Annotated in this window: 25 protein-coding genes and 1 pseudogene; 17 read left to right on the forward strand and 9 right to left on the reverse strand. The window is 36.6% G+C overall.

Features of this window, described 5'->3' with window-relative positions; all coding sequences use genetic code 11:
• The first annotated feature begins 157 nt into the window (after window positions 1-157).
• The 4 genes from POD11_RS04020 (at window position 158) to POD11_RS04035 (ending at window position 2,505) form a co-directional block, all read left to right on the forward strand.
• Entirely contained in the window at window positions 158-1,027 is an 870-nt protein-coding gene (locus POD11_RS04020; RefSeq protein ID WP_016140648.1) for a LysR family transcriptional regulator, read from the forward strand.
• A gap of 183 nt (window positions 1,028-1,210) precedes the next feature.
• Window positions 1,211-1,342, forward strand: coding sequence for a hypothetical protein (locus POD11_RS04025; RefSeq protein WP_032054042.1), 132 nt, complete (start codon window positions 1,211-1,213; stop codon window positions 1,340-1,342).
• Window positions 1,343-1,614: 272 nt separating this feature from the next.
• Window positions 1,615-1,902 (forward strand): hypothetical protein, encoded by a 288-nt coding sequence (locus POD11_RS04030; RefSeq protein ID WP_262456495.1) that lies wholly within the window; start codon window positions 1,615-1,617, stop codon window positions 1,900-1,902.
• Between the two features lie 240 nt (window positions 1,903-2,142).
• A complete protein-coding gene (locus POD11_RS04035) occupies window positions 2,143-2,505 on the forward strand; it encodes a NirD/YgiW/YdeI family stress tolerance protein (RefSeq protein ID WP_262456496.1) in 363 nt (120 codons plus the stop codon).
• Window positions 2,506-2,594: 89 nt separating this feature from the next.
• Here the strand turns inward: POD11_RS04035 and POD11_RS04040 are convergent, their stop codons facing one another.
• Window positions 2,595-3,101 (reverse strand): GNAT family N-acetyltransferase, encoded by a 507-nt coding sequence (locus tag POD11_RS04040; protein ID WP_262456497.1) that lies wholly within the window; start codon window positions 3,099-3,101, stop codon window positions 2,595-2,597.
• A 378-nt stretch (window positions 3,102-3,479) separates the two neighbouring features.
• Between POD11_RS04040 and POD11_RS04045 the strand changes: the two genes are divergently transcribed.
• From POD11_RS04045 to POD11_RS04055, 3 genes and pseudogenes are all read left to right on the forward strand, one after another.
• Window positions 3,480-4,592 carry an OmpW/AlkL family protein gene (locus tag POD11_RS04045; RefSeq protein ID WP_262456498.1) on the forward strand — a complete coding sequence of 371 codons (1,113 nt, stop codon included), beginning with the start codon at window positions 3,480-3,482 and terminating at the stop codon, window positions 4,590-4,592.
• Window positions 4,593-4,637: 45 nt separating this feature from the next.
• Window positions 4,638-4,736 (forward strand): annotated as a pseudogene (locus POD11_RS04050) (hypothetical protein); the annotation flags it as partial.
• 21 nt (window positions 4,737-4,757) lie between these two features.
• On the forward strand, window positions 4,758-5,186 hold the full coding sequence (locus tag POD11_RS04055) for a DNA breaking-rejoining protein (protein WP_262456499.1): 429 nt from the start codon (window positions 4,758-4,760) through the stop codon (window positions 5,184-5,186).
• A gap of 63 nt (window positions 5,187-5,249) precedes the next feature.
• Here the strand turns inward: POD11_RS04055 and POD11_RS04060 are convergent, their stop codons facing one another.
• Window positions 5,250-6,836, reverse strand: a complete 1,587-nt coding sequence (locus POD11_RS04060) for an ATP-binding cassette domain-containing protein (RefSeq protein ID WP_262456500.1) — start codon at window positions 6,834-6,836, stop codon at window positions 5,250-5,252.
• A 261-nt stretch (window positions 6,837-7,097) separates the two neighbouring features.
• Window positions 7,098-7,541, reverse strand: a complete 444-nt coding sequence (locus POD11_RS04065; RefSeq protein ID WP_002115225.1) for a universal stress protein — start codon at window positions 7,539-7,541, stop codon at window positions 7,098-7,100.
• A gap of 288 nt (window positions 7,542-7,829) precedes the next feature.
• Here POD11_RS04065 and POD11_RS04070 point away from each other — a divergent pair, with 288 nt between their 5' ends.
• The 3 genes from POD11_RS04070 to POD11_RS04080 all read left to right on the forward strand — a co-directional run bounded on the left by POD11_RS04070 (window position 7,830) and on the right by POD11_RS04080 (window position 9,090).
• A complete protein-coding gene (locus POD11_RS04070) occupies window positions 7,830-8,057 on the forward strand; it encodes a hypothetical protein (RefSeq protein WP_238513886.1) in 228 nt (75 codons plus the stop codon).
• 175 nt (window positions 8,058-8,232) lie between these two features.
• Window positions 8,233-8,406: a hypothetical protein gene (locus tag POD11_RS04075; protein WP_262456501.1), complete on the forward strand. Its 174-nt coding sequence runs from the start codon at window positions 8,233-8,235 to the stop codon at window positions 8,404-8,406.
• A 240-nt stretch (window positions 8,407-8,646) separates the two neighbouring features.
• The gene (locus tag POD11_RS04080; RefSeq protein WP_016140661.1) at window positions 8,647-9,090 is read left to right on the forward strand and encodes an RDD family protein; all 444 of its coding nucleotides are present in this window, start codon (window positions 8,647-8,649) and stop codon (window positions 9,088-9,090) included.
• A 57-nt stretch (window positions 9,091-9,147) separates the two neighbouring features.
• Here POD11_RS04080 and POD11_RS04085 read toward each other — a convergent pair whose 3' ends face one another.
• Window positions 9,148-10,323, reverse strand: coding sequence for a benzoate/H(+) symporter BenE family transporter (locus tag POD11_RS04085; RefSeq protein ID WP_262456502.1), 1,176 nt, complete (start codon window positions 10,321-10,323; stop codon window positions 9,148-9,150).
• Between the two features lie 186 nt (window positions 10,324-10,509).
• Here POD11_RS04085 and POD11_RS04090 point away from each other — a divergent pair, with 186 nt between their 5' ends.
• Window positions 10,510-10,983 (forward strand): Lrp/AsnC family transcriptional regulator, encoded by a 474-nt coding sequence (locus POD11_RS04090; protein WP_016140663.1) that lies wholly within the window; start codon window positions 10,510-10,512, stop codon window positions 10,981-10,983.
• A 50-nt stretch (window positions 10,984-11,033) separates the two neighbouring features.
• Here POD11_RS04090 and leuE read toward each other — a convergent pair whose 3' ends face one another.
• From leuE to POD11_RS04105, 3 genes are all read right to left on the reverse strand, one after another.
• Window positions 11,034-11,684, reverse strand: coding sequence for a leucine efflux protein LeuE (gene leuE, locus POD11_RS04095; protein ID WP_262456503.1), 651 nt, complete (start codon window positions 11,682-11,684; stop codon window positions 11,034-11,036).
• Between the two features lie 73 nt (window positions 11,685-11,757).
• Window positions 11,758-12,747, reverse strand: coding sequence for a transaldolase (tal, locus tag POD11_RS04100; RefSeq protein WP_262456504.1), 990 nt, complete (start codon window positions 12,745-12,747; stop codon window positions 11,758-11,760).
• Between the two features lie 129 nt (window positions 12,748-12,876).
• A complete protein-coding gene (locus POD11_RS04105) occupies window positions 12,877-13,770 on the reverse strand; it encodes a LysR family transcriptional regulator (RefSeq protein WP_262456505.1) in 894 nt (297 codons plus the stop codon).
• A 90-nt stretch (window positions 13,771-13,860) separates the two neighbouring features.
• Here POD11_RS04105 and aceI point away from each other — a divergent pair, with 90 nt between their 5' ends.
• Complete coding sequence (gene aceI, locus POD11_RS04110) at window positions 13,861-14,295, forward strand: chlorhexidine efflux PACE transporter AceI (protein WP_262456506.1); 435 nt, start codon at window positions 13,861-13,863, stop codon at window positions 14,293-14,295.
• A 64-nt stretch (window positions 14,296-14,359) separates the two neighbouring features.
• Here aceI and POD11_RS04115 read toward each other — a convergent pair whose 3' ends face one another.
• Window positions 14,360-15,928: an acetyl-CoA C-acetyltransferase gene (locus POD11_RS04115; RefSeq protein ID WP_262456507.1), complete on the reverse strand. Its 1,569-nt coding sequence runs from the start codon at window positions 15,926-15,928 to the stop codon at window positions 14,360-14,362.
• A 234-nt stretch (window positions 15,929-16,162) separates the two neighbouring features.
• Between POD11_RS04115 and POD11_RS04120 the strand changes: the two genes are divergently transcribed.
• The 3 genes from POD11_RS04120 (at window position 16,163) to POD11_RS04130 (ending at window position 19,814) form a co-directional block, all read left to right on the forward strand.
• Complete coding sequence (locus POD11_RS04120) at window positions 16,163-17,554, forward strand: 3-oxoacyl-ACP reductase (RefSeq protein ID WP_262456508.1); 1,392 nt, start codon at window positions 16,163-16,165, stop codon at window positions 17,552-17,554.
• A gap of 74 nt (window positions 17,555-17,628) precedes the next feature.
• Entirely contained in the window at window positions 17,629-18,483 is an 855-nt protein-coding gene (locus POD11_RS04125; RefSeq protein WP_262456509.1) for a MaoC family dehydratase, read from the forward strand.
• 71 nt (window positions 18,484-18,554) lie between these two features.
• A complete protein-coding gene (locus POD11_RS04130; RefSeq protein ID WP_262456510.1) occupies window positions 18,555-19,814 on the forward strand; it encodes a serine hydrolase domain-containing protein in 1,260 nt (419 codons plus the stop codon).
• Window positions 19,815-19,861: 47 nt separating this feature from the next.
• Here POD11_RS04130 and POD11_RS04135 read toward each other — a convergent pair whose 3' ends face one another.
• A complete protein-coding gene (locus POD11_RS04135) occupies window positions 19,862-20,440 on the reverse strand; it encodes a TetR family transcriptional regulator (RefSeq protein WP_262456511.1) in 579 nt (192 codons plus the stop codon).
• A 125-nt stretch (window positions 20,441-20,565) separates the two neighbouring features.
• On the opposite strand from POD11_RS04135, the gene amvA reads away from it, so the two are divergent.
• The gene (gene amvA / locus POD11_RS04140) at window positions 20,566-22,044 is read left to right on the forward strand and encodes a multidrug efflux MFS transporter AmvA (RefSeq protein ID WP_262456512.1); all 1,479 of its coding nucleotides are present in this window, start codon (window positions 20,566-20,568) and stop codon (window positions 22,042-22,044) included.
• A 170-nt stretch (window positions 22,045-22,214) separates the two neighbouring features.
• A complete protein-coding gene (locus POD11_RS04145; protein ID WP_262456513.1) occupies window positions 22,215-24,305 on the forward strand; it encodes a DNA polymerase III subunit gamma/tau in 2,091 nt (696 codons plus the stop codon).
• Window positions 24,306-24,535 lie beyond the last annotated feature (230 nt).

The raw sequence follows: 24,535 nt of genomic DNA on the forward strand, positions 1-24,535 counted from the left end.
TAAAGCTTTATTTAGTCATTAAGCAATTCATGGATAACTACTTTAAGAAAAATGAATTAGTTTAACTTCTTCTAATTTCAGTATGAGAGAGACAACAAATAAAGAAAAGCGCATAATTCTTTTATATACTATTTGAAAATCGAATAGATAAATCCTCATGAATTTAAAAAACCTGCAGATCGATTGGTTAAAGTGTTTTGTCACCGTAGTAGATACAGGCTCACTATCGAATGCAGCCCCTGAGTTATACCGCTCACAGTCTGCTGTTAGCATGCAATTGAAAAAACTAGAAGAAGCGCTACATTGCCAACTTTTAATACGAACACATCGACAAATTGAATTAACGTCGCAAGGACAGCTACTTTTAGGCTATGCACGTCGTATTCTTGACTTGCATGCTGAAGCTCAAATGGCATTTCACGGAGATGAACTGAAAGGGCGTATACGTCTCGGGGTGCCCGATGATTATGCAGCGAAATATTTAACGCCCGTACTGAAGCGTTTTGCGCCACGTTATGGAGGAGTTGAAATCGAGTTGATCTGTGAGCAATCTACTTCGTTAATACCACGGGTAGAAAGTGGGGATATAGACTTGGCATTAATCTCAAGAGATAACGCTCGTCAAGGCACACTTTTATTTCATGAACCGATGGTGTGGGTAGGCTCTCCACAGTTTGAACTTTGGCGAGAAGACCCACTTCCAATTGCAGTTTATGAAAGTACCAGCCAAGCAAAAAAGAGTGCGATTAATTCCTTAGCATTACAAGGACGCCGTTATCGTGTGGTATATAACAGTTCAAGCTTAGCAGGCCAAATTGCAGCAGTTGAAAGTGGTTTAGCAATTGCTGTGTTCACACAGTGTAGTGCACCCGAGCATTTAACGATATTGGGGGCTGATCATGGCCTTGGACCTTTAGAACCGATGGAGGCCGCTGTTTATCGAAGTAGGGCATCTTTAGAATCAAAAGCTGTAGATCACTTATATGACTTACTCATCAAAACACTTCGGCATTCGGTTAATGTTTGATTTTAACATTTTGGGGAACTACTTATATTTGTTTGCACATTTTGTTTTGAAATTTAAGATATATCTAAATAGCTTTACATTTTTGCGTTAAATCTACAAAAAAGCCTAGAAACCTATGCTGATCGTAAAACTAATAAAAAGTATTTATTAACTCATTAATCTAAACAATTCATGAGGTGAAACATGACAAAAATTATAGCGTCCTTAGGTTTAGCTGCTTTTATTGCTTTAAGTGTGAGCGCTTGCCAAGGTGAAAACGACACAAACCAGCAAGATAAAACCACGACTCCACATTCAATGGATAAGGATTCATAACCTAGTTAAATCTCTAAAGCCCGTCGTAAGATGGGTTTTTTTATATCTTTTATTCTTATACCAAAGTGTGATTTGTAACTCAAAATATTTATTTTTAACGGCACTGTTCAAAATATGTTGACTAGTACACTAGGTTTTAAATATATTTAAATTCGAAACTCATTATTTTAAATAGAACTCTATATTTAAAATAACTTGTTTAAATATCATCAGTTCAGAAATTTAACCTTTAAATTTGATTATAAAAATATAAATGAATCAAGGAGGTGGGTATGGATGCTAAATTTCACTCTGAAAATGAATATGGTTTTATATTAAATATATTGAACCATTATGTCGTGATAAAAAAGTCATTAAAAAATGACCATTATCCTTATGATTCATTTGGTTATCTTCTTGCTCTTTATCAACCGCTAAAAGTCTATATTCCCCAACTTCCACATCCGAAAATTTATATTGAGATTGGTGGAATTTCTTATGACAGAATAATTGTTATGCAAACAGAAGAAGAGACAGAAGCCATGAATGTTTTAATGGATTTAGGACAGCTGGTTGTTTAAAAATTAGTTTTTTTTAAATGAGTTCAATTTACTTACGGACAATTTTTCTTGAGTAAATTGAACAAAAAACTTTAAGTGAAAAATAGAGTTAACCAGTAGAACTCATAAAATTATTCCGTGTTTTAATTTATCTTTTTAAACAAAGCCTCTAATAAGATACAAAAAACCACAAAAGCTAAATCTATAACTTTAGAAGAATTTGTTTATATAACTAAGACTATTATAAAACAGGTAATTGTAATGAAAAAAATACTTTTAACAGCATTGGCTGGATGTGCTTTATTAGGTAGTAATGCTGTGATGGCTAAACCAGATGCTGCTTTATTAAAAGAAGCGACAAAAAATGTAGTCACAGTATCTAAAATAAAAACTTTGGCTGATGAAGCTGGAGTAACTTTAACAGGAACCATTGTAAAGCATATTGCTGGTGATCATTTTGAGCTCAAAGATACAACAGGTTCCATCATTATTGATATCGATGATGACTTATGGAAGCCTTTACAGTTAAAAGCAGGGGATAAAGTCCGTGTGGTTGGAGAGGTAGATAAGCATAGAGTTAAACCTACCGATATTGAAGTTTTTCAGATTGAACGAGTTAAATAAAACAGTTTAATTTGCATAAATTGTGTTCAGGTTAGTAAAAAGAAAACTCCTACTTTTAGGAGTTTTCTTTTAAAGGCAATAACTTTCTATTATTGGGTCGCATTAAATGCCTCATGGTATACAACATTCGCTTTTGGAATATTGCCGGAGAAAGTTAGAGCTTGAAAATACTCACTCGGTACATCAGGCAGAATTAGCTCAGGATAATTTTTAAAACCAAATCGGCTGTAATAGCTTGGATCACCTAATAAAACACATCCTTGTGCTCCGAGTTGTTTTAACTTTTCCAATGATTTATTCATGAGGAGTGAGCCAATACCACGGCCTTGTTTAGCGGGGTGAACAGAAATAGGACCTAAACCATACCAACCTATTTCACCTGAACTCATTTGAACGGGTGAAATGGCAACATGGCCAATAGTAGAGCCATCTTCAATTGCCACTAGAGAAATAGTGAGTTGACCATGAGTTCTTAAACTATTAACAATAAAATGTTCGGTATGACTTGTGTGCTCAGCATTTTCAAAAGCTGCTTTTGTTAGTTTTTCTATCGCTTCAATATCTTTATCTTGCTCATCACGAATAATAATATTCATTAAAAAACTCTTCCAGATTTATTGATTAGCTATACGGCTTAACAGTTAGATAAGTTCTCTTTATTGGTTTTTGTCGAAATATCCATAAAAGAAATTTAAATATCTATTTAGATTTTAGTCTAAGTAATTCAATTATGATAGCTAACTCATATAAGCCTTATTTTTATTATTTTACCAAACGTTAAATTGTTTTTAACTTTATTCGTACCATTCGTCAGAAAAATTAGATAACTATTTCAAATGATTAGTACTATAAATTGATAGAGTTATCTAAATTAATTTTGTTTAGTAAATATACTGATTGATAAAAAAGGCAACTTGGCTATATTCCATACATATATTGCAAAATCAGCAATATATTTCTAGGATGGAATAAAAATGAAAAAAAGAGTAATAAAAATAGCAATAGTGAGCTCATTATCTGTAATCACAAGCATGAGTTATGCGGAAGGATTTAAAAGATTCTCTGTATCTGCTGGATGGTTACATGTAATGCCACAAGGTAAAGCTAACCCGTTTAATATTAATACTGCTGTTAAAAATGGGTCCGTAGCCAAAGTCGGTACTATCTCAACAACAAGCTTTTTAAACTCAATTGATCCCAATGCTACTATGACTGATATGGGAGGACAGGTTTGGAATTTAAAAGAATCCCTGACTGAGTTTTTAGCTCAACCCGAAATCCAAGATCAGCTTACAGACGGTAAGGGGAATATTCTAGCTGATGTTGCTGGTACAGCCCGAATTGAGGGATTGGAAAGCTGGCAGCAGCAAGATGCGGGATTAGAAGTTGATGATGTAGACACATTGGGCTTAACATTTAACTATTATCTAAATGATAATGTGTCTTTACAATTTATTGGCGGAATTCCACCTAAAGTTGATGTAAAAGGCAAAGGTGAAATCTTAGCACCATTAAGTGGAGTCGCCATGTCTCCTAACGGGCTAGTTCAATATCTTTTCCCTGACGGCTTTACCCTAGGTCAAGCGATTCCAATTACTAACTTAGGAAATAAATCTAAAGCGGCATCTATTCGAGCATGGACACCAACGATAGAAGCGCAATATCAATTTGGTAGAAGCGGAGTAAATAAGTTTAGACCTTATATTGGTGCGGGCTTAATGTATGCTCATTTTAATGATATTAAACTTAATGATGGAATTCACTCTGATTTAGTCTCCGCTGGTCATATGATTCAAAATGTCTTAGACGGCAAAGCGGGAGCGGCTCTAGATCGAAAAGAGTCGAGCGGAAAAATGGTGGTTAATGTCGATACAGATGACGCAATAGCTCCTATTTTTACTGCTGGTTTTACCTATGATTTTAATGACTCATGGTACACGGTTGCTTCAGTATCTTATGCAAAACTAAACAACAAAGCACAAATTGATGTAGTTAATCAAAATACGGGCACTCGCTTAATACATGCAACAACAAAAGTTAATATTGATCCGCTGATTACCTATTTAGGGGTTGGGTATCGATTCTAAGTTTTAAAAAAAGGTATCTCAGAATTAATAATATTAAATTTTTGAGATGCCTTATTTGTTACTATTTATAAAAAACAACTATTACTTATTAAACTCATACATAAAGTAAAATTCTATAAAACTATTTTTAATATAATAATTTAAAAATATTTTGAGGGTTGGAAATTGAAAAAAATCATTAAAACTTTATTTTTAACATCATTAGTCTCAATGACTTCATTTACTATTTATGCAAAAAATATTGAACAAAAAGTTAATTTTTTACAAGGTTCACCCCATACAAATTTAACTGGAAAATTTCAGGGCTATGATGATGTGCGGTATAGAATTTATGCAAAAAAAGGTCAAATATTAAAATTTGATATTAATAGCCTTGGTAATTTAGCCTACGTTAATATTTTTGCACCCGGAACAAAGCCTGGTAAAGATACAGCATTATTGATTGGCTCAACAGTAGGTTTTAAAGGAGAGCTAATTTTACCAGCCGATGGTGATTATATTATTCAAGTTTATCAAATGCGTAATAGTGCCCGTAAAAATAAAACTGTGAAATATAATTTAGACCTTGAACTTTTAAATAAAGTAAAAAAATAAGAATTGATAAAATTTACTAGCTCTCAAATGAGAACTAGTAAATTTGCACAATAGTCTGAAAAACTATTCGGCTAATGTAAATGACTCACTTATACCGCAATTTTCTACAAATAATGGGTCGTGTGAAATGAGTAATACGGCGCCTTCATAACTCTGAATTGCATGAGCAAGTAATTCCCTAGATTCAATATCTAAGTGATTTTCGGGTTCATCTAATAACAGAAGTTCAGGTGTAGGTTTTATCTGACTAAGGGCCAATAAAGCTACTTTTAGTTTTTCACCACCACTTAGCTGAGACAGTAGTTGTGTACCTTTATCACCGCGGATTCGGAGTTGACCTAATAAATTCCGCCACTCCACTTCTGAAAGTTCACTATTCATGTGGCTTAGATTTTCAATCACCGTCATTTCATCACATAAAAAGCTAAAGTTCTGGTCGAGATAGAAACACCCTACAGATAAGTGAATGCTTTCATATGGCTGCTTGTTCTGTTCATAAATTGCTTTAAGCAACGTTGACTTTCCAATGCCATTTTGTCCAGTTATGTGAATTTTTTGAGCAGCTTCTACAGCGAGATCAATAGGCCGTTGAGTTCCATGTTTCAGTTTAAGTTTTTTAATACGAAGAATTTCACCTGATTTCTTCTGAAAAGTTGGGAATATAAACTGTTGAGGTTTGACGGTTTCAAGAAGCATTTTCTTGTCTTTTAATTCATTTTGACTGTTCGAAATTTGTCGTTGATGTTGAGTCTGTAGAGCGGCGATACTTTGGCCTGCTTGTTCCTTTTTAAAGTCGAGCAAAATTTTGGCTTGAGAATTTGATTCTCTTAATTTATTGCCAGCACGCTCACGTTTTTGAGCTTTCATTAATACATCATGCTGCTTTTGCTTCATGTGTTTAACTTCACGTTGGTTTTGTTGAATAGATTGCTCCAGAGCAGCAATATTGATCTGATATTGCTCATAAAATTTTTCATAGTTTCCTGTGGTGTGATGTAGTCCATGTTCATTTAAATGATAAATATGGTCTACTTCATTTAATAGAGTCCGATCATGGCTAATAATCAGTCCACCTCCTGGGTGTTTTTTCAAATGACTAATTAACCATTGCCTAGATTCCTGATCTAGATGATTGCTAGGCTCATCAAGTAATAGATAGTGATCTGTTTTTAGAAATAAACAGCTTAAAGCTAACTTGGTTTTTTGACCTTCACTTAAATTTTTAACTGGAAAATCTAAATCTGTTGGTAAACCAGCATTTTCTAATAGGGTATTCCATAAGGTGGGTAAGTCCCAATTACCTTCCAATAAATCATAATCTTCAAAGCTAGCATCACCTTGTTCAACTCTTTTAAAAGCCTGATAAATATCTAAGATATCTAATGCTTCGGCAATGGTCAGCGCCGTCAAACGATGTAATTGAGGTAAATATGCATGCTTCACATGCCAAGATATTTGTCCAGAAATAAAAATTGAATCTGCTGCAAGCGTCTCATTTAACATTTGCATAAGCAAAGATTTACCTTGGCCATTACGACCAATTAGTGCAGATACCTGATTTGATTCAAGACTAAAATTTAGATGCTTAAATATTACCTTTGAAGGGAATTCTAAGGTAAGTTGCGATATTACACATGCCTGCTGAGTCATAAAGAACCTCATAAATACAGGATGTACAAAATAGGATAATGATAATTTTTAGGAGAGACGGTAAATCACAAAAATAGTCTATTTTGCACATCAAAGAAAGAAAAAATTGATGAGAAAAAAGACTTACTTCATTGGCGTGACTCACAAAATTTGGGGGAATAATGAACTATTCTATAGAGGTTTTAGGTAAGTGTAAAATTTCTAGGAGTTATTCTGTTAAAAAGCCCAATCATTAGATTGGGCTTTTGTCTTTCTAGGGTTTTACTCTTTTACGACTAAAACTTGAATTTTAGTGCTATTTAAAACATCTTGAGCAAAACTACCTAATATTAGTTTTTGGAAACCTTTACGACCATGTGAACCAATAACAATCAAATCAGAACCTAAGTCTTCTACAGCTTTTAAAATACCATCTGAAGAAATTTCACCTTGGATAATTTGAGTCTCTGCATCAATACCTTCTTCTGCACATAAAGCTTTTACTTTAGCGAGAGTCTTTTCTGCATTGGCACGCGCTTCAACAAAATAATCTTTTACAACAGGTGAGATGTAATAAAAATCTACGCCACTAAAAGGGTCTACCGCAACCAAACTAATGGCGGTCAATTTACTACCAAATGCCTTTGCAATATGGGCTGCCTGTCTAGCTGCTGCTAAAGAAATTTCAGAACCATCTACTGGTACAATAATATGTTGATAATTCATGATGTTATTCCTCTTATTTACAGTTGTTATATGTATGAAGCTTTTATTAATTAAAGATTAACATATTTCATTCTTTGGAGACATCTATTCAATTGAAAGTAATTGAAATTAAACAAAAACAATATAAATCATTATTTTGAGGTAATTTTCTGCTTTGCTGTAAATGGGTGACCACACTACAGAAGTATGCCTTTAATATTTACATGAAAATTACAAAAAATTACTATTCATATTTCTGTCACATAGAACCCGTATAACAAAATAGTAAATGTAGGGGGAGAAAGGAAGATGGCAGATTTAACAGCAAAGAAAGTAAATAAGCTCATTGAAGAGTTTCGTCAAACAGGTAAAGAACCCCAAAAATTAATCATTGGCTACAAAACTTATGCCAGACTCATGACAGAAGATAAATTTGCAGAAAAAGTTGTTCCTTCACTCGAAGATTCAAAAGAACGTTTATATAAAAACTTAAAAATTAAACTTGTAACTGAAAAGCATTACTTTGAAATTAGTTAAAATTTATGTGAACTACATCACTGGTTATTAAAACAAAGTAACACTAATTAAGTTTAATAACATGATTATTGTATGATGATACAAATTAATAGTGTAACCAACATTTGAAAACAGCAATCGTTTATAAACTCGATAGAATAAATTGCTTTTATTTTTAGTAGTGGAATAAATTGAAATGCCAATATTCAGTGTAATTATATTCTATATATTAGCTATGTTAGGTGCTATAGCTATTATTTGTGGCCTATTTAGTTTAAGTGTTTTTTTTATTGTTATTGGGTTAGGTGTATTATTTGCAGCATTACTATTAAAAAATGAGTTTAAAATAGATGTTTTATTTTGGAAATAAATATAATGTTTATTTTTAATTTAATTTTCATCGACTAGAAAAAGTATTTCAATATAACTGACATAAAAAGTGTCAGTTTTAAAAATATTAAATTAAGATTTATTTTAATCAAAATAATTACAATAAAATATAAAATATTAATGTTATTTAAGTATTTAAAATTAAAAAAGTTTCCTTTAGGATAAAAGTAAAATTGTAAGAACGTTTTGATCTATTAAACAATAACAAAGTGAGGTGAGCATGTCTTATAAGTATGAGTATGCAGGATTCTGGTTAAGATTTGGTGCAATGATTATTGATAGTCTGATTCTTTTTTTAGCAATTATTCCAGCAGCATGGATTTTTTATCGGGGAGATTATGACTTAGTGTTTGCTACTGGCTTAAGTAGTCAGCCACAAAATTATTTGTTCGATCTTATTGTGAACTATGCATTTCCTTTTTTGTATTCAGTTTTATGTTGGTTGTATTTTGCGGGAACACCTGGAAAACGTTTAATGCGATTAAAAGTTTTAGATGAAAAAACAGGCAATAAGCTCACTGTTATGCAAAGTATTATTCGCTACATTGGCTATATTCCATCAATTTTAGTGTTTGGCATAGGCCTTTTCTGGGTTGCATTTGATTCTAAAAAACAAGGCTGGCATGACAAAATGGCAAAAACAGTCGTAGTCAGAGAGCTATAAAAATTGTTGCAAAAGCGTTCATAGCATTGAAAAATAGGAGGCTATGAACGCTTTTTATTAGTTTCTTTTGGTTTTAAATTTAAGTATTACAAATACAAAGATACCGACAATTAATCCCCAAAATGCTGAACCAATACCGAAAAATTGAATACCCGAAGCACTACATAAAAAGGTAAATAATGCAGCTTCACGTTCTTCAACTTGAGCAAAGGCAATTGCAACGTTGTGGCTAATCGTACCAAGTAAAGCAATGCCTGCCAAAGCTACAATAAAGATATGAGGAAATGACATCAATAAACTTGTGAGCGTTGCAGCAAACAAGCCCATTAAGATGTAGAAAAATCCGCAGCTCATGCCAGCAATATAGCGTTTGTTAGGGTCAGGATGAACTTGATCATCTAAGCTTACCGCAGCACTAATGGCAGCAATATTTACGGTGTAACAACCAAAAGGGGCAAGCAAAGCTTGAGTTAAACCTGTCCAGCCAATGAGTTGGTTAACGTGTGGTTTGTAACCATAACTTTTGATCATGGCAATTCCCGGTAAATATTGCGAGGCCATATTAATCACAAACAGTGGTAAAGCTAAGCCCAACAGTGCCGACCAACTAAAGTCTGGACTAATCCAAACAGGCTTTGCTAAAGACCACTGAAGTGTAGGCATATGAAATTCTAAAAAAACGGGGCAGAGGGCAATTCCTGCAATTGCGGTAAATACAATGCTGTAACGCGGCCACAATCTTTTTGTAATGACATATATGCTAAGTAAGGACAAAATAAATGCCCAATCATTTTGTAAACTTGCGAAAAGTGAGATACCAAATTTGAGTAAGACCCCAGCAAGCATGGCACTGGTTAAGCTTTGAGGAATATATGACAAAGCTTTTTGAAAAATACCTGAAAAGCCCAAAATAGCAGTGAGTAAACCACCCACTAAAAAAGCACCAATCGCTTCATTTAAACTATATCCACTGCCTGTTGCCATAATTAAAGCAAGACCAGCGGTTGACCATGAAGTCGCTACGGGATACTTAAATTTCCAAGAAAGAATGAGTCCCGAAAAGCCAATTCCTAAACCTAAGGCCCAAAACCAGGAGGTAATCTGTTCAGGTGAAGCACCTAAAATTTGAGCCGCTTGAATAACTAAAACGGCCGAAACACTAATACCGATTAAAAAAGTAATAAAGCCAGCAAATACTGCCGGAATTGAAAAATCTTGAAGAATCTTTTGCATAATACGTGTTCTAAATCCAAGAAAAGTTTATAGGCTTCTGCCATTGCTTCCAGTTGGGGTGAATTTAACAATTTTTTTTAAGAAGGTGCTTTCTATTTTTAACCTAAAAAAGAAATAATATTTTTAAAATATTGAATAATGATATTATTTATTTCGGAACGAATAATTAATTTGGGATATTATTTTATGGAAGAGCAAGCTGAAAACTTGACACCACTTGAACTGAAAATTATGCGTGCTTTACAAGAAAATGGACGTTTAAGTAATGCTGAGTTGGCAAAACTTGTAGGCATTAGTACATCATCTTGTTGGAATCATACTCAGCGCCTTTTTAAGATTGGGGCCATCTTGGATGTTCGTGCTCGGATTAATCCCAATACCGTTCAACGTGGTACTGTGGTGCTAGTCGGTGTAGTTTTGGATCGTTCAACTCCTGATAGCTTTCAGGCTTTTGAACAAGCATCGGGTGATTTGGAAAATGTTTTAGAATGTTATTTGGTCGCGGGGGAAGTCGATTATTTTCTCAAAATCCGTGTTAAAGATCTAGCTGCATTTAATCGATTTCATAGTGAAAAGATTATTGCTTTACCCGGAGTAAGACAAGTCAGAACATTTTTTGTGCTGAATGAAGTTAAAACAGATGGCATGCTGGCATTTTAATGGCTCATCATGCTTTAACTTTCTAATACAAAACTGATAGGGTAAAATGATTAAATCGTTGAAGTTGCTAGTTTTAAACCAAACCCAAAAAATAGAATTCCTACTAAAAAGATTCCGCTCGCTGCAATTTTATGGTTCTCTTTAAAAAATGCAGAGAGTTTGATGCCAGAGAAGATTAATGCAGTTAAATAACTAAAACTAATAATCTGTAAAATAATCGCTAAAATTAAAAAACTTAGAGCAGGATAAGCGTAGTTTGGTTCAACAAATTGAACAAAGAAAGAGAGGAAAAATAAAATCGCTTTAGGATTGAGTAAACTGATACTAAGTGCTGTTTTATAAGGATGAATTTTATCTAAAGCGGGTAAATCGGCCATTTCTGGTTGACATTGATTACGTTGTTTCCAGCGTTGAATACTGCCTTGTAACAGTTTAAAGCCTAAGTAAGAAAGATAAAGTGCACCTGTTAATTTAAGAATAACAAATACCCATGGAAAGGCTTTAAGTAAAGAAGCAGCACCAAGCACTGTACACAGCATTAAAATAAGGTCGCCGGTGAAAATACCGCATGCACCCATATATCCGGTTTTAATGCCGTAACGTGAAGCAATTGACATCACATAAAGAGAATTAGGTCCGGGCAATAACACAATTAGGAAGGTACCAATAATATATGTTGTTAAGTCTGTTATGCCGAACACGAGAAACCCAATAAAAAACCGATTTTTGTCATGATAACAAAAATCGGTGATTTTGTATGAAAAGTGCAGTTTTTTAAGATTTTATTTCCGCATCAATTCCAAAAGACTGACGTAACAAAAGGCTTAATTGGTCACGTGCTTTGATAAAGCCATCAACACCACCTTGTAAAAGCTGGAATGCCATTAAGTCATGGTTAAGTTCATCTTTAAAGCTTTGTTCATCTTGCGCTGGTCGAACAATCGCTTCTGCTTGTTTTGCTTGAGAGGCATCAAGTGCCGCATCAACTGTACGTGTATCTTGCTCAAGTTGGGTAAGTAAACTTGGTGAGATCGTAAGTAAATCACATCCAGCAAGACCAAGTACTTGGTCGATGCTACGGAAGCTTGCACCCATCACTTGAGTTGGAATGTTTTGCTGTTTGTAATAGGTATAGATTTTCTTCACTGAAACAACACCTGGGTCTTTTTCGATTGGGTAAGCATCTACACCTTCAGCTTTTTTGTACCAATCTAAGATACGACCTACAAATGGCGAAATTAAAGTTACTTTTGCATCTGCACATGCTTGAGCTTGATGTAAACCGAAAAGGAGGGTGAGGTTACAAGCAATACCTTCAGCTTCTAATACTTTAGCAGCTTGAATACCTTCCCAAGTCGAAGCAATTTTAATCAGAATACGTGACTGATCAATCCCATAACCTTTGTAAAGTTCACATAATTCATGTGCTTTTTGAATGGTTGCTTGAGTGTCATATGAAAGTGCAGCATCCACTTCTGTTGAAACTCGGCCTTCGATCAGTTTTAAAATTTCTACACCAAATTTTACGGTTAAGATATCAATGGTTCTTTCGATTAACTCATCATTGCTATAGCCTTCTTCTTTGGCTTGATAATAAGCATCTTCAATGAGCTCTTTACTTTCAGGTTGTTCTGCTGCTGCCGTAATCAATGAAGGATTAGTCGTCGCGTCTAATGGACGGAATTTACGAATTGCATCAAGGTCACTACTGTCGGCAACAACGGTCGTTAATGTTTTTAATTGGTCAAGTGCTGTATGAGTCATTGATATTCAACATCTTCAGTAATAAATCTTATGTTTTCTTTATAGCACAAAGTCTATTCATGCTGTCGATATATCAATTGTTATCTTTCAAAGAAAAACGTTTAGGTTCTGCATCTAAATTGAAATAATTTAAGGCGCCTGTTGCATTCGTTGTTTACGGATATACTCAATGAGATATCTGGCAGCGGCACCGAGTTCACTTTCACGGCTCCAAACCAAGTCGACATAATATTCAAAGCGTGGAGTGAAATCTAATAAATCCAATACTTTAAGTTTGTTTTTTAATTCAGGGTTTTCTTTAAACATTTCTTGAGGAAGAACACCCCAACCTAGATTACGTAAAATCATTAAACAAGCAGAGTGGTGGTTGTCTGTACGCCAATAATGTTTTGAAAAAAGTAATTCAGGCTTTAAAGTCTCATCTCGGCTTGCAACTACAATTTGTCTTGTAGTGAGGATCTGCTCATAAGAAACCTGATTTTGGCTGGCTAGAGGATGGTTATTTGAAATAACCGGAATTAGAGCCTCACGTTTGAGCTCTACAAATTGTTCTCTATTATCTAAGTTCTCGCGTTCAAACATCAGTGCAAGTTGGGCAGACCCGTCTAATAACATTTGGAGCGCGTCTTCTTGAGGGGCAGACACAATATTAATTTGTAGGTCTGGAAAACGGCCCTCTAAAAGACAAATATAGTCTGTCCAATTGGTATGTAAGAGTTCAGAGACAATCACTATAGTTAAATTAGCTTCTAATCCTGTACTTAATGCATGAGCATGTTGTTTCCATTGATTCATCTCAATCAAAAGCTGAGATGTCTTTTCATATAAAACTCGTGCTTCGTCAGTAGGGACGGGTTCACGACCTTTACGGTCAAATAAAGTCAGGTTCAGATCAATTTCTAAGTTGGCAATAGACATGCTTACAGCCGACGGAACTTTGCCAAGTTTACGTGCTGCTGCTGAAAAAGAGCCAGTTTCTATCACGGCTTGAAACATGAGTAGTTGTTCTTGATTAATATTCATCTGTCAAAAAAACTGAAAGAACCTGATTGGATTAATCAATATTATAAAAATAAAATGCACATTATCCAAGTAATTATTGAGTATTTAAAAATGTTGATTTCCAAGAGAAGACTCATTCATGCAATCAGTTATGAAGGAATTTTATTGGTCATCATTGCGATTGCATTAAGTTTTATTTTTGATATGCCGATGGAAGTGACCGGAACACTCGGTGTATTTATGGCTGTGGTTTCAGTTTTCTGGAATATGATTTTTAACCACTATTTCGAAAAAGTAGAGCATAAATATAATTGGGAAAGAACGATCCCGGTGCGGATTTTACATGCGATTGGTTTTGAAGGTGGCTTGTTGATTGCGACTGTACCGATGATCGCCTATATGATGCAGATGAGTGTCATTGATGCATTTATTTTAGATATTGGCTTAACCTTATGTATTTTGGTTTATACCTTTATTTTCCAGTGGTGTTATGACCATATCGAAGATAAATTTTTCCCCGATGCTAAAGCAGCATCACTTCATTAAAAATTAAGTTGTTAAACTAAAAAAGCACCCATCAGGGTGCTTTTTTTAAAAGTGAATCGTAGAATTATTTCTCTACAATCGCAACCACACCTTCACCACCTGCTGTACAGATCGAGATTAATGCACGGCCAGAACCTTTTTGATTAATCAATTTAGCAGCAGTTGCTAAGATACGACCACCAGTTGCAGCAAATGGATGGCCTGCACCTAAAGATGAACCATTTACGTTCAGTTTAGAGCGATCGATTGAACCCAAAGGTGCATCTAAACCAAGACGTTCTTTACAGAATTTTTCATCTTCCCAAGCTTTCAAAGTAGATAACACTTGAGATGCAAATGCTTCATGGATTTCGTAGAAATCAAAATCTTGAAGTTTAAGATTTGCACGTTTAAGCATACGAGGTACTGCATAAGCAGGAGCCATCAATAAGCCTTCTTTAGGGCCATTTTTACCAATGAAGTCAACAGCTGCTGTTTCAGAGAAAGAAAGGTAAGCTAAAACTTCATGACCGTTTTCTTTTGCCCATTCTTCAGAAGCAAGCAAGACAACAGAAGCACCGTCAGTTAACGGAGTTGAGTTACCAGCTGTCATTGTCGCAGTTTCACCTTTACCGAAAACTGGTTTTAATTTAGCTAGCTTTTCAACTGTGCTGTCTGCACGTAAGTTGTTGTCACGGTTAAGACCTAAGAATGGAGTCATTAAGTCATCAAAGAAACCACGCTCATAAGCAGCAGCAAGTTTTTGATGGCTGCTAGCAGCTAACTCATCTTGTGCTTCGCGTGTGATGCCCCATTCTAAAGCAGTGATTGCTTGGTGCTCACCCATTGAAAGGCCAGTACGTGGTTCACCGTTACTTGGTGCATCAAGAAGCTTTTTAAAATCAATTTTTGTTAAAGCTTTAAGACGGTCTTTACCAGTTTTAGCAACATTGAGTTCAAGTAAAACTTTACGTAAACCATCACCTACAGCAATTGGTGCATCAGACGTGGTGTCTACACCACCAGCAATACCTACGTCAATTTGACCAAGTGCAATTTTGTTTGCAACAACAAAAGCTGCTTGTAAACCTGTACCACAAGCAATTTGAATGTCATAAGCAGGAGTTTCAGGAGCAAGATCTGTGCTCAATACAACTTCACGAGTCATATTGAAGTCACGGCTATGTTTTAAAACAGCACCCGCAACAACTTCACCAATACGCTTACCTTGTAAATTAAAGCGCTCAACCAAACCGTTTAATGCTGCTGTCAGCATGTCAGAATTAGACGCTTTAAAATAAGCAGTATTTGAACGTGCAAATGGAATACGGTTGCCACCAATAATTGCAACGCGGCGAACAGTGTTTTGGCTCATGGTTTTATCCTGTTGAACAGAAGTTTTGGTTTTTGTTGCTTTTGGTTCTGCAGCTACATTTGATGATGTAGAAGTAGTTGCTGTAGCGGCACTCTTAGTACGGGAGCTACGTGCAGGTGCAGTCGTTGAACGAGTACGTGTCGTTTTTTGAGTATTAGTTGCTGCTTTAGGAGTAGTACTGTTACGCTTAGCCGTGTTAGAAGCCGGCTTTGATGTATTTGACACTTTTTCCTGAGCAGAATTTTCGACTGCTGGATTTTCTTGAGTTGGTTTGCTCATAAGGCTTTTCCAAGCATATTAACGATATTCTTATAAGCTACCTTAACACAATTCAAATAGACCTGTATTGACTAGAATGACATTGTAGATAGCATTCAGGTCAAGACATCAAAAGATGAACTCAAGTATGATTTGGGATGACTCTAATGAACGGCCGCTTTCATATTGTGCCTCTCCATTTCATAACATAATGAAGCCTGTCGTAGAAAATCATTTTTTTGAGAGATAATAATCATGACTGATCAATACCAAGCATTTACACAATCTCCTATTGGTAAATTCGTTGTCAAAAATCTGGGTTTACCATCACCTGTTGTATTAGAGCGTTTTGAAAGTGCTCAGCCAGTAGTGAATGGTGCAGTATTGGTTGGCGCAGCGCCATCAAGCGTTTTGTCTGGTGCGATTGCACAAGTACTTAGCAATATTCATGCAGATAGCTATGTAGGCAATAATGTTGCATTACAACAAGGAGCTGCAAAAGTTGGTTTAAATTTACGCCCATTTAATGCAGGCGATAAAGAATCAAAATTCAAAGCAGTGGTATTTGATGCGTCTGGTATCCAAAACTCAGAACAGTTAAACGAACTTTATAAATTCTTTAACCCGATTGCACGTCAAGTTGCGACTTCTGGTCGTGTGATTGTTATTGGTACAACACCTGAAACTGCAAAAACTGTAAAGCAGGCGATTGCTCAGCGCGCACTTGAAGGCTTTATCAAATCTGTAGGTAAAGAATTTAAAAAGGGTATTACTGCTCAAGTTGTATATGTAGATGAAGGTGCTGCTGCAAACCTTGAATCAACATTACGTTTCTTACTTTCTCCACGTTCAGCTTATGTGTCTGGTCAAGTAATTCGTGTATCTAAAGCAGATGTGGTGGATGTGGATTGGGCAAAACCGCTTGCTGGAAAAACTGCGTTAGTGACTGGTGCGAGCCGTGGTATTGGTGAGGCAATTGCACATGTGTTGGCACGTGACGGTGCTCATGTTATTTGTCTAGATGTACCACAACAACAAGCTGACCTTGACCGTGTAGCTGCTGATATTGGTGGTTCTACATTGGCAATTGACATTACAGCTGCTGATGCGGGCGAAAAAATTAAAGCTGCTGCTGCAAAACAAGGCGGTTTAGATATTATCGTTCATAACGCTGGTATTACACGTGACAAAACTTTGGCAAACATGAAGCCAGAGCTTTGGGACTTGGTAATTAACATTAACTTATCTGCTGCTGAACGCGTAAATGACTACTTGTTAGAAAATGATGGTCTAAATGCAAATGGCCGCATTGTTTGTGTATCATCAATTAGTGGTATTGCGGGCAACCTTGGTCAAACTAACTATGCTGCATCAAAAGCAGGTGTAATTGGCCTAGTGAAATTTACTGCACCTATTCTAAAAAATGGTATTACCATCAACGCAGTAGCACCCGGTTTTATTGAGACACAAATGACAGCTGCGATTCCATTTGCAATCCGTGAAGCTGGTCGCCGTATGAACTCGATGCAACAAGGTGGTTTACCTGTTGATGTAGCAGAAACGATTGCATGGTTTGCATCAACTGCTTCTACAGGCGTAAATGGCAACGTTGTACGTGTGTGTGGTCAAAGCTTGTTGGGCGCTTAAGCACTTTTAGCGAAATAGGGGTGCTTGTGCATCCCTTTTTTATTCAAGAATCTATAAATTATAAAAGGTTAGGTATGAATACTCGTCATTTTAGCCAGCTACCAAAAGCGGCATTGGCTTACCCAAAAGTGGTACAAGGTTTAATTTTTAAAAAGCCTAAAGGCTCAAAAATCTTACCGCAAGTTGAATATGTGGTTGATGGTCTAGAAATTGATCAGAACCATCTCAAAGCGTATAACGAAGTATGTGGCTTTCAAAATAATGGCTTTGTACCGGCAATTTATTTGGCTGTGCTTTCTCAAAGTTTGCAAATGCATATGATGACGGCAGAAGCCTTTCCATTTCCCATTTTAGGTTTAGTGCATATCCGCAACCAGATTAAACAGACTAGACCAATTGGTGTAACTGAAAAACTAACTTTGTCATGCAAATTTGGGGAACTAAAACCGCATGATAAAGGTGTTCAGTTTGACTTTATTACCACGGCAAAAGTTGGTAATGAAGTGGTGATGGAAGGCTTAACCACTTATTTATCTCGCCAAAAAGTTGAGAAAAGAGTGGGTGAGAAAGCTAAAGAAGAACAAGCACCCTCTTATGTTCCAAAAGCCCAGTGGGATATTTTAGAAAACACTGGCCGCCGTTACGCAAAAGTGTCTGGTGATTTTAACTTAATTCATATCCATGCCATCACAGCAAAAGCATTTGGTTTTAAACAAGCAATTGCTCATGGTATGTGGAGCAAAGCAAAAGCTTTAGCTAATCTTGAGCTGCCAAATGCTTATGAAGCAGATGTGTGGTTTAAGTTGCCAATGTTCTTGCCATCAAAAGTTGAGTTTTTAACTGCCAATGCAGACAAAAAGACTGATTTCTTGATTCGTAATGCGAAATCACAAAAACCGCATGTTGCAGGAACAGTAAAAGCATTATAAAAATATCAGCAGCCTGAACAAATGTTTAGGCTGCTTTTGAGCAAAATAACAAAAAATGCAAGGAACTTCATGTGATTAAAGAAATTTTACTGGCCGATACCCATAACTATCACGGTATTTTAGATGAACGTTTTATTGATTTAGCTCACCAGTTCAGCCGTCTTCAAGATGCTAGAACAGGACAAGGTGGAGCTGCTTTAGCGGTTTATTTTAGAGGTCAAAAAGTTGTAGATATCTACACCGGTCTTCAATCACAAAATGAAGCTTGGCAACCCGATACTTTGGCAGTTTGCTACTCTACGGGTAAAGGTGTACTTGCAACTTTAGCGCATATTTTAGTAAGTGAAGGTTTTTTAGAATACGACAAACCGATTGCGACCTATTGGCCTGAGTTTGCTCAAAATGGAAAAGAGCAAATGACTTTACGTCATGTGCTAAGTCATCAAAGCGGCATGTTTGATGTTCGTAATATCATCGAAAGTGCGAGAGAAATGCTCGACTGGTCACATATGTTAGATGTGATTGCAGCGACTAAGCCTAGATTTCTTGCAGGAGAGGGTAATGCTTATCAAGCTTTAACATTTGGTTGGCTAGTGGGTGGAGTACTTGAAAAAGCAACTGGTCAATCTTTAGATCAGCTCATGCAAAAATATCTCGTTGAACCTTTGCAGTTAGATGGTGCTTACTTTGGTACGCCTGTAAGCGAGTTAGATCGTGTAGCACGTTTAATAATTCAAACGAAAACAGAAAAACCAGCGTCTACGCAAGCTGAAAAACCTAAAAAGCCTCAACCCCGTAAAAGTTCACTTTCTGAAAAAATGATTACGTGGACTGGACAAGACCCGCAAGATTTTCAGGATGCTATGATTCCAAAAGGAATGAAACATTTTAGTTTCTTTAGTGATGAAGGATTACAAGCTGTTATTCCGGCAGCGAACGGCACGTTTACTGCAAATAGTCTCGCTAAAATTTATGCGATGCTGGCAAATCAAGGTGAATGGGATGGGCAGCAATTGATTCGCCCAGAAGTATTTAGAGAGCTTAGTACCATTCAAAGTTATGCACGTGATCGTGTCATGCCAATTCCGATGAATTGGCGTTTAGGCTATCACCGTATTATTACCATGGGTAAACGCGCTAAAAATGGCTTTGGACATATTGGCTACAACGGTTCAGGGGCATGGTGCGATCCTGATCGTGATCTTAGCTTTGCCTATACGCATAACTTCCAGATTGGTTCAATAACGGGCGATTATCGTTTATGGGGACTGACTCAAGAAGCCTTACGGTGTACCGACCAAATTTTAAAAGGCCGTAAAGGCTGGTTCTAATTTTAATATTTTAAAGCTGGTATTTGTAAGCAATGCCAGCTCAACACTTATAATAATTCTAGGCGAATAATCGCTTCGGTATGGCGCTTGAAGTCTTCTTCAGCTAAACCTTGTAATCCAAGTTGATAAATACCTTCTAATCCGCAGACAAAGGCAATGAGTCGCCACGCAATGTCTGTTGAGTTGGATGTGTTTTTAAATTCACCTTCTTGTTTACCACATTCGATGGCCTGCACAATCGTTTCGTGCCAACTCTGCATAGCAAGGTTATAAGCCTTTCGTATTTCAATATCTTGTTCAATTAAGAGTTCAGCTTCATTCCATAGGCGTAGGTAGGGCTGAAGTCTATCGATGTTTTCTGCACCCAATACAATGAAGACCCTTTGAAATTGGCTAGTTGTTTTTAAGGTTTGTTCAATTTCATCAAGCTGTTCCATCAGCTTTAAAAAAGCTTCAGCTTTTAAATGAGATGCCGAAGAAAAATGATGATGAACTTGTCCTGTGGATGTTTGTGCTTCTGTTGCGATTCGACGTACCGTCATGGCTGCAAAACCTTCAGCCAAAGCAACTTGCATGGCGGCTTGCAGAATCATTTCTCTGCGTTGATCGCGATTAAGATAGGCCATGTTTATTTCACCTGACTGAATTCGACACAAACTACATTAAAATTAAAAGTTGGACAAGTGTCCAATTGTGTATATAATAACCATTATTTGAACACATGTCCAAGTTTTGGATATCGAAGAGCGTTATGCAAAAGAAATGGTTAATCCTGACAATTATCGTCCTTATATATTTACCAGTTACGATTGACGCAACAGTGATGCATGTTGCAACACCATCTTTAAGTGCAGCATTGAATTTAACTGCCAATCAGCTTTTATGGATCATTGATATTTATTCACTGATTATGGCAGGGTTGATTTTGCCAATGGGTGCACTCGGTGATCGTATTGGATTTAAAAAATTATTATTTATTGGAACCGCAGTTTTTGGTGTTGGTTCGCTAGCTGCTGCTTTTTCTCCAACTGCCTACGCCCTAATTGCTTCCCGTGCTGTTTTGGGGTTAGGGGCAGCTATGCTTATTCCTGCCACTTTATCTGGCATTCGTAATGCTTTTACCGAAGAAAAGCAGAGAAATTTTGCACTTGGGCTTTGGTCTACAGTAGGTGGTGGAGGGGCAGCTTTCGGTCCATTGGTGGGTGGTTTTGTACTAGAACATTTTCATTGGGGAGCCGTGTTCCTCATTAATATTCCAATTATTTTAGTGGTTTTGGTCATGATCGTGATGATCATTCCTAAACAACAAGAGAAAACCGATCAGCCTATTAACTTAGGGCAAGCTTTAATCTTGGTTGTAGCAATTTTAAGTCTTATCTATTCAATCAAATCGGCGATGTATAACTTCTCGGTACTTACGGTTGTGATGTTTGTGGTTGGTATAATTACTTTAATTCACTTTATTCGAAGCCAAAAAAGAAGTACGACGCCAATGATTGATTTGGAGTTATTTAAACATCCGGTGATTTCTACCAGCATTGTCATGGCTGTTGTATCGATGATTGCTTTGGTTGGGTTCGAATTACTTTTGTCTCAAGAGTTGCAGTTTGTACATGGGTTTTCGCCGTTACAGGCAGCGATGTTTATTATCCCATTCATGATTGCAATTAGTTTAGGTGGTCCACTCGCAGGAATTTGTTTAAATAAATGGGGACTTAGACTTGTATCTACTGTTGGTATTTTAATAAGTGGATTTAGTTTATGGGGGCTTGCTCAGCTTAATTTCTCGACCGATCACTTTTTAGCATGGACGTGTATGGTCTTTTTAGGCTTTAGCATTGAAATTGCCTTATTGGCTTCCACCGCTGCCATTATGTCATCTGTACCACCTCAAAAAGCGAGTGCAGCAGGTGCTATTGAAGGGATGGCCTATGAGCTTGGCGCTGGTTTGGGCGTTGCTATTTTTGGATTAATGTTGTCTTGGTTTTACAGTCGTTCAATTATTTTGCCAGAACAACTTCCGACAAGCTTAATTGAAAAAGCGAGTATTTCGATTGGTGAAACTATGCAATTAGCATCTAATCTTGAAAATCCTTTGGGTGGACAATTAATTGCAGTTGCACAGCAAGCTTTTAGCTATGCACATAGTTGGGTGCTTACCATCTCAGCCATTTGTTTCTTCCTTTTAACTGTATTTGTCTGGTTTAGTTTTCCAAAGAAAGTAAATTAGAATATTTCATAGTATTTAAAGTTTCGGTCGACAGTTTTTCCGAAACTTTAAAATTCATTGATAGTTCAGACAAATGGTGTAGTTCGCAGTTTATCTGTACGGATATGAGCTTTATGCGTTCACTCTCTTTTAAAAACAAAGTATGCTTATGCCTGTAACAAGGAGCATACATGTATCAAGTACTTGCTAGAAAATACCGTCCACGTAATTTCAATGAGTTAGTGGGGCAAAACCACGTTTCTCGTGCATTAAGCAGTGCATTGGAACGCGGTCGTCTTCACCATGCTTATTTATTTACAGGAACGCGTGGTGTAGGTAAAACTACAATTGCACGTATTTTAGCCAAGTGTTTGAACTGTGAAACAGGTGTGACTTCTACACCATGTGAAGTTTGCGCAACGTGTAAAGCGGTAAATGAAGGCCGTTTTATTGATCTGATCGAAATCGATGCTGCTTCAAGAACTAAAGTAGAAGATACGCGTGAACTTTTAGACAACGTTCCTTATGCGCCAACGCAAGGTCGTTTTAAAGTTTACCTGATTGATGAAGTACATATGCTATCGACGCATTCTTTTAATGCGTTACTAAAAACACTCGAAGAGCCACCAGAACACGTTAAATTTCTGTTTGCAACGACAGACCCACAAAAGCTGCCAATTACAGTTATTTCACGTTGTTTGCAATTTACCTTACGACCTTTAGCTGTAGATGAAATTACTAAGCACCTTGGCGCTATTCTTGAAAAAGAACAGATTACTGCTGACCAAGATGCAATTTGGCAAATTGCCGAATCTGCTCAAGGTTCATTACGTGATGCATTATCTTTAACTGACCAAGCCATTGCTTATGGACAGGGTGCGGTACATCACCAAGATGTTAAAGAAATGCTTGGCTTGATTGACCGTACTATTATTTATGATTTGATTTTAGCGATTCATCAGAATCAACGTGAGAAAGTTAGTCAGCTTTTATTGCAATTTAGACATCAAGCGCTAGATGTTTCACTGGTGCTGGATCAGTTGATTTCGACATTGCATGAATTGGCAATTTTACAATATCTACCTGATTTGAGTTTGAAATATAGCGATGAAATCAATCGCAAAATCATGCAGCTGTCTAAGCTGATTTCTGCTCAAGATTTGCAGCTTTACTATCAGATCGCATGTAAAGGACGTTCAGACTTGCAGCTTGCCGTAACGCAAGAGCAAGGTTTTGAAATGTGCGTTTTACGCTTATTGGCATTCCGTCCTTTAGCGCCTAATGAAATTGTAGCGTCAGAGCCAGTTCAGCAAAATGGGCAAGCAGTGGTAGCTTTGAGTCAACAGACTCAGCCCACAGCTCAGGAGATTACTCCAGTAAATACTGTTCAGCCTGTTGAAGTTATTAGCCAACCCGCTATGGTTGAACCTGAACCTGAACCTGAACCTGAACCTGAACCTGAACCTGAACCTGAACCTGAACCTGAACCTGAACCACAGTCTAATCAGGATTTAATGGTATTCGACCCAAATCATCATGAGTTGATTGGGCTTGAGTCAGCAGCTGTTCAAGAAACAGTTAGTGTTCTTGAGGAAGATTTCATTCCAGTACCAGAGCAAAAGTTAGTACAAGTTCAGGCAGAAACCCAAGCCAAACAAATTGAATCTGAACCAGCTTTCTTTACTGAACCTCAAGGTTTGTTTGAATCATCTAGCGCTGAATTTTCTCTTGGTCAAGATGCGCATATAACTCATGATTTGCCTTCTGAACCTGTTGTTGAACAACAGTCATTGGTGCAGTCTGAAGTTATTGAAACAGTTGCCGTTGTAAAAGACTCTAGCGTAACTGATAATGAGCAGCTTATGCCTCAAGATATCTTGAAGCTTTCTCCTCAAGTTTTGGAAGGTGAGTGGACACTTGAAAAATGGGAATACTGGTTTAGAAATAGTCAACTGTCTCCAGCGGTTCAAGAACTTGCTCAGCATGGTGTGATGACTGGTGAAATTGGCGGCAATACTGTTTTCCATATTCCTCAAGAATATGAAAATATGCTGACTCAATTACAACAAGGGCTTATTGATGCATTAAATGGGCAATGGCCGAATACTCAATTTACAGTTGAATATGGTGCTTTAAATACATCTACACCCTATACCATTCAAAGTGCACGTAAAGAAAAGGCCTTTCACAGAGCAGCTGAGCTATTACAGCAACAGCCAGTCATTAAGAGTCTCATAGAAACTTTTGATGGCGAACTGCAAAATATTCAATTAAAGCCTTAAATTCATCTAAGTTTTGATCTGGTGAAGAATATGAAAATCATAGAATTTTCATATTCTTCATTGGATTGAAATATTCAGGTCATGTCGCTGTCATTGTACTTTTCTATGTTAGCCATTTTAGATTTTAAATGGATTGTACATAGCAATGAAAAGGCAATGCACTGGAATAAATTGTTTTAAATATTCATATTTTTTATTAATCGGCGCGATTCTGCTGAGTGGTTGTAACG

Source organism: Acinetobacter sp. P1(2023), assembly GCF_028367635.1.
GTDB classification, from domain to species: Bacteria; Pseudomonadota; Gammaproteobacteria; order Pseudomonadales; family Moraxellaceae; genus Acinetobacter; species Acinetobacter pittii_E.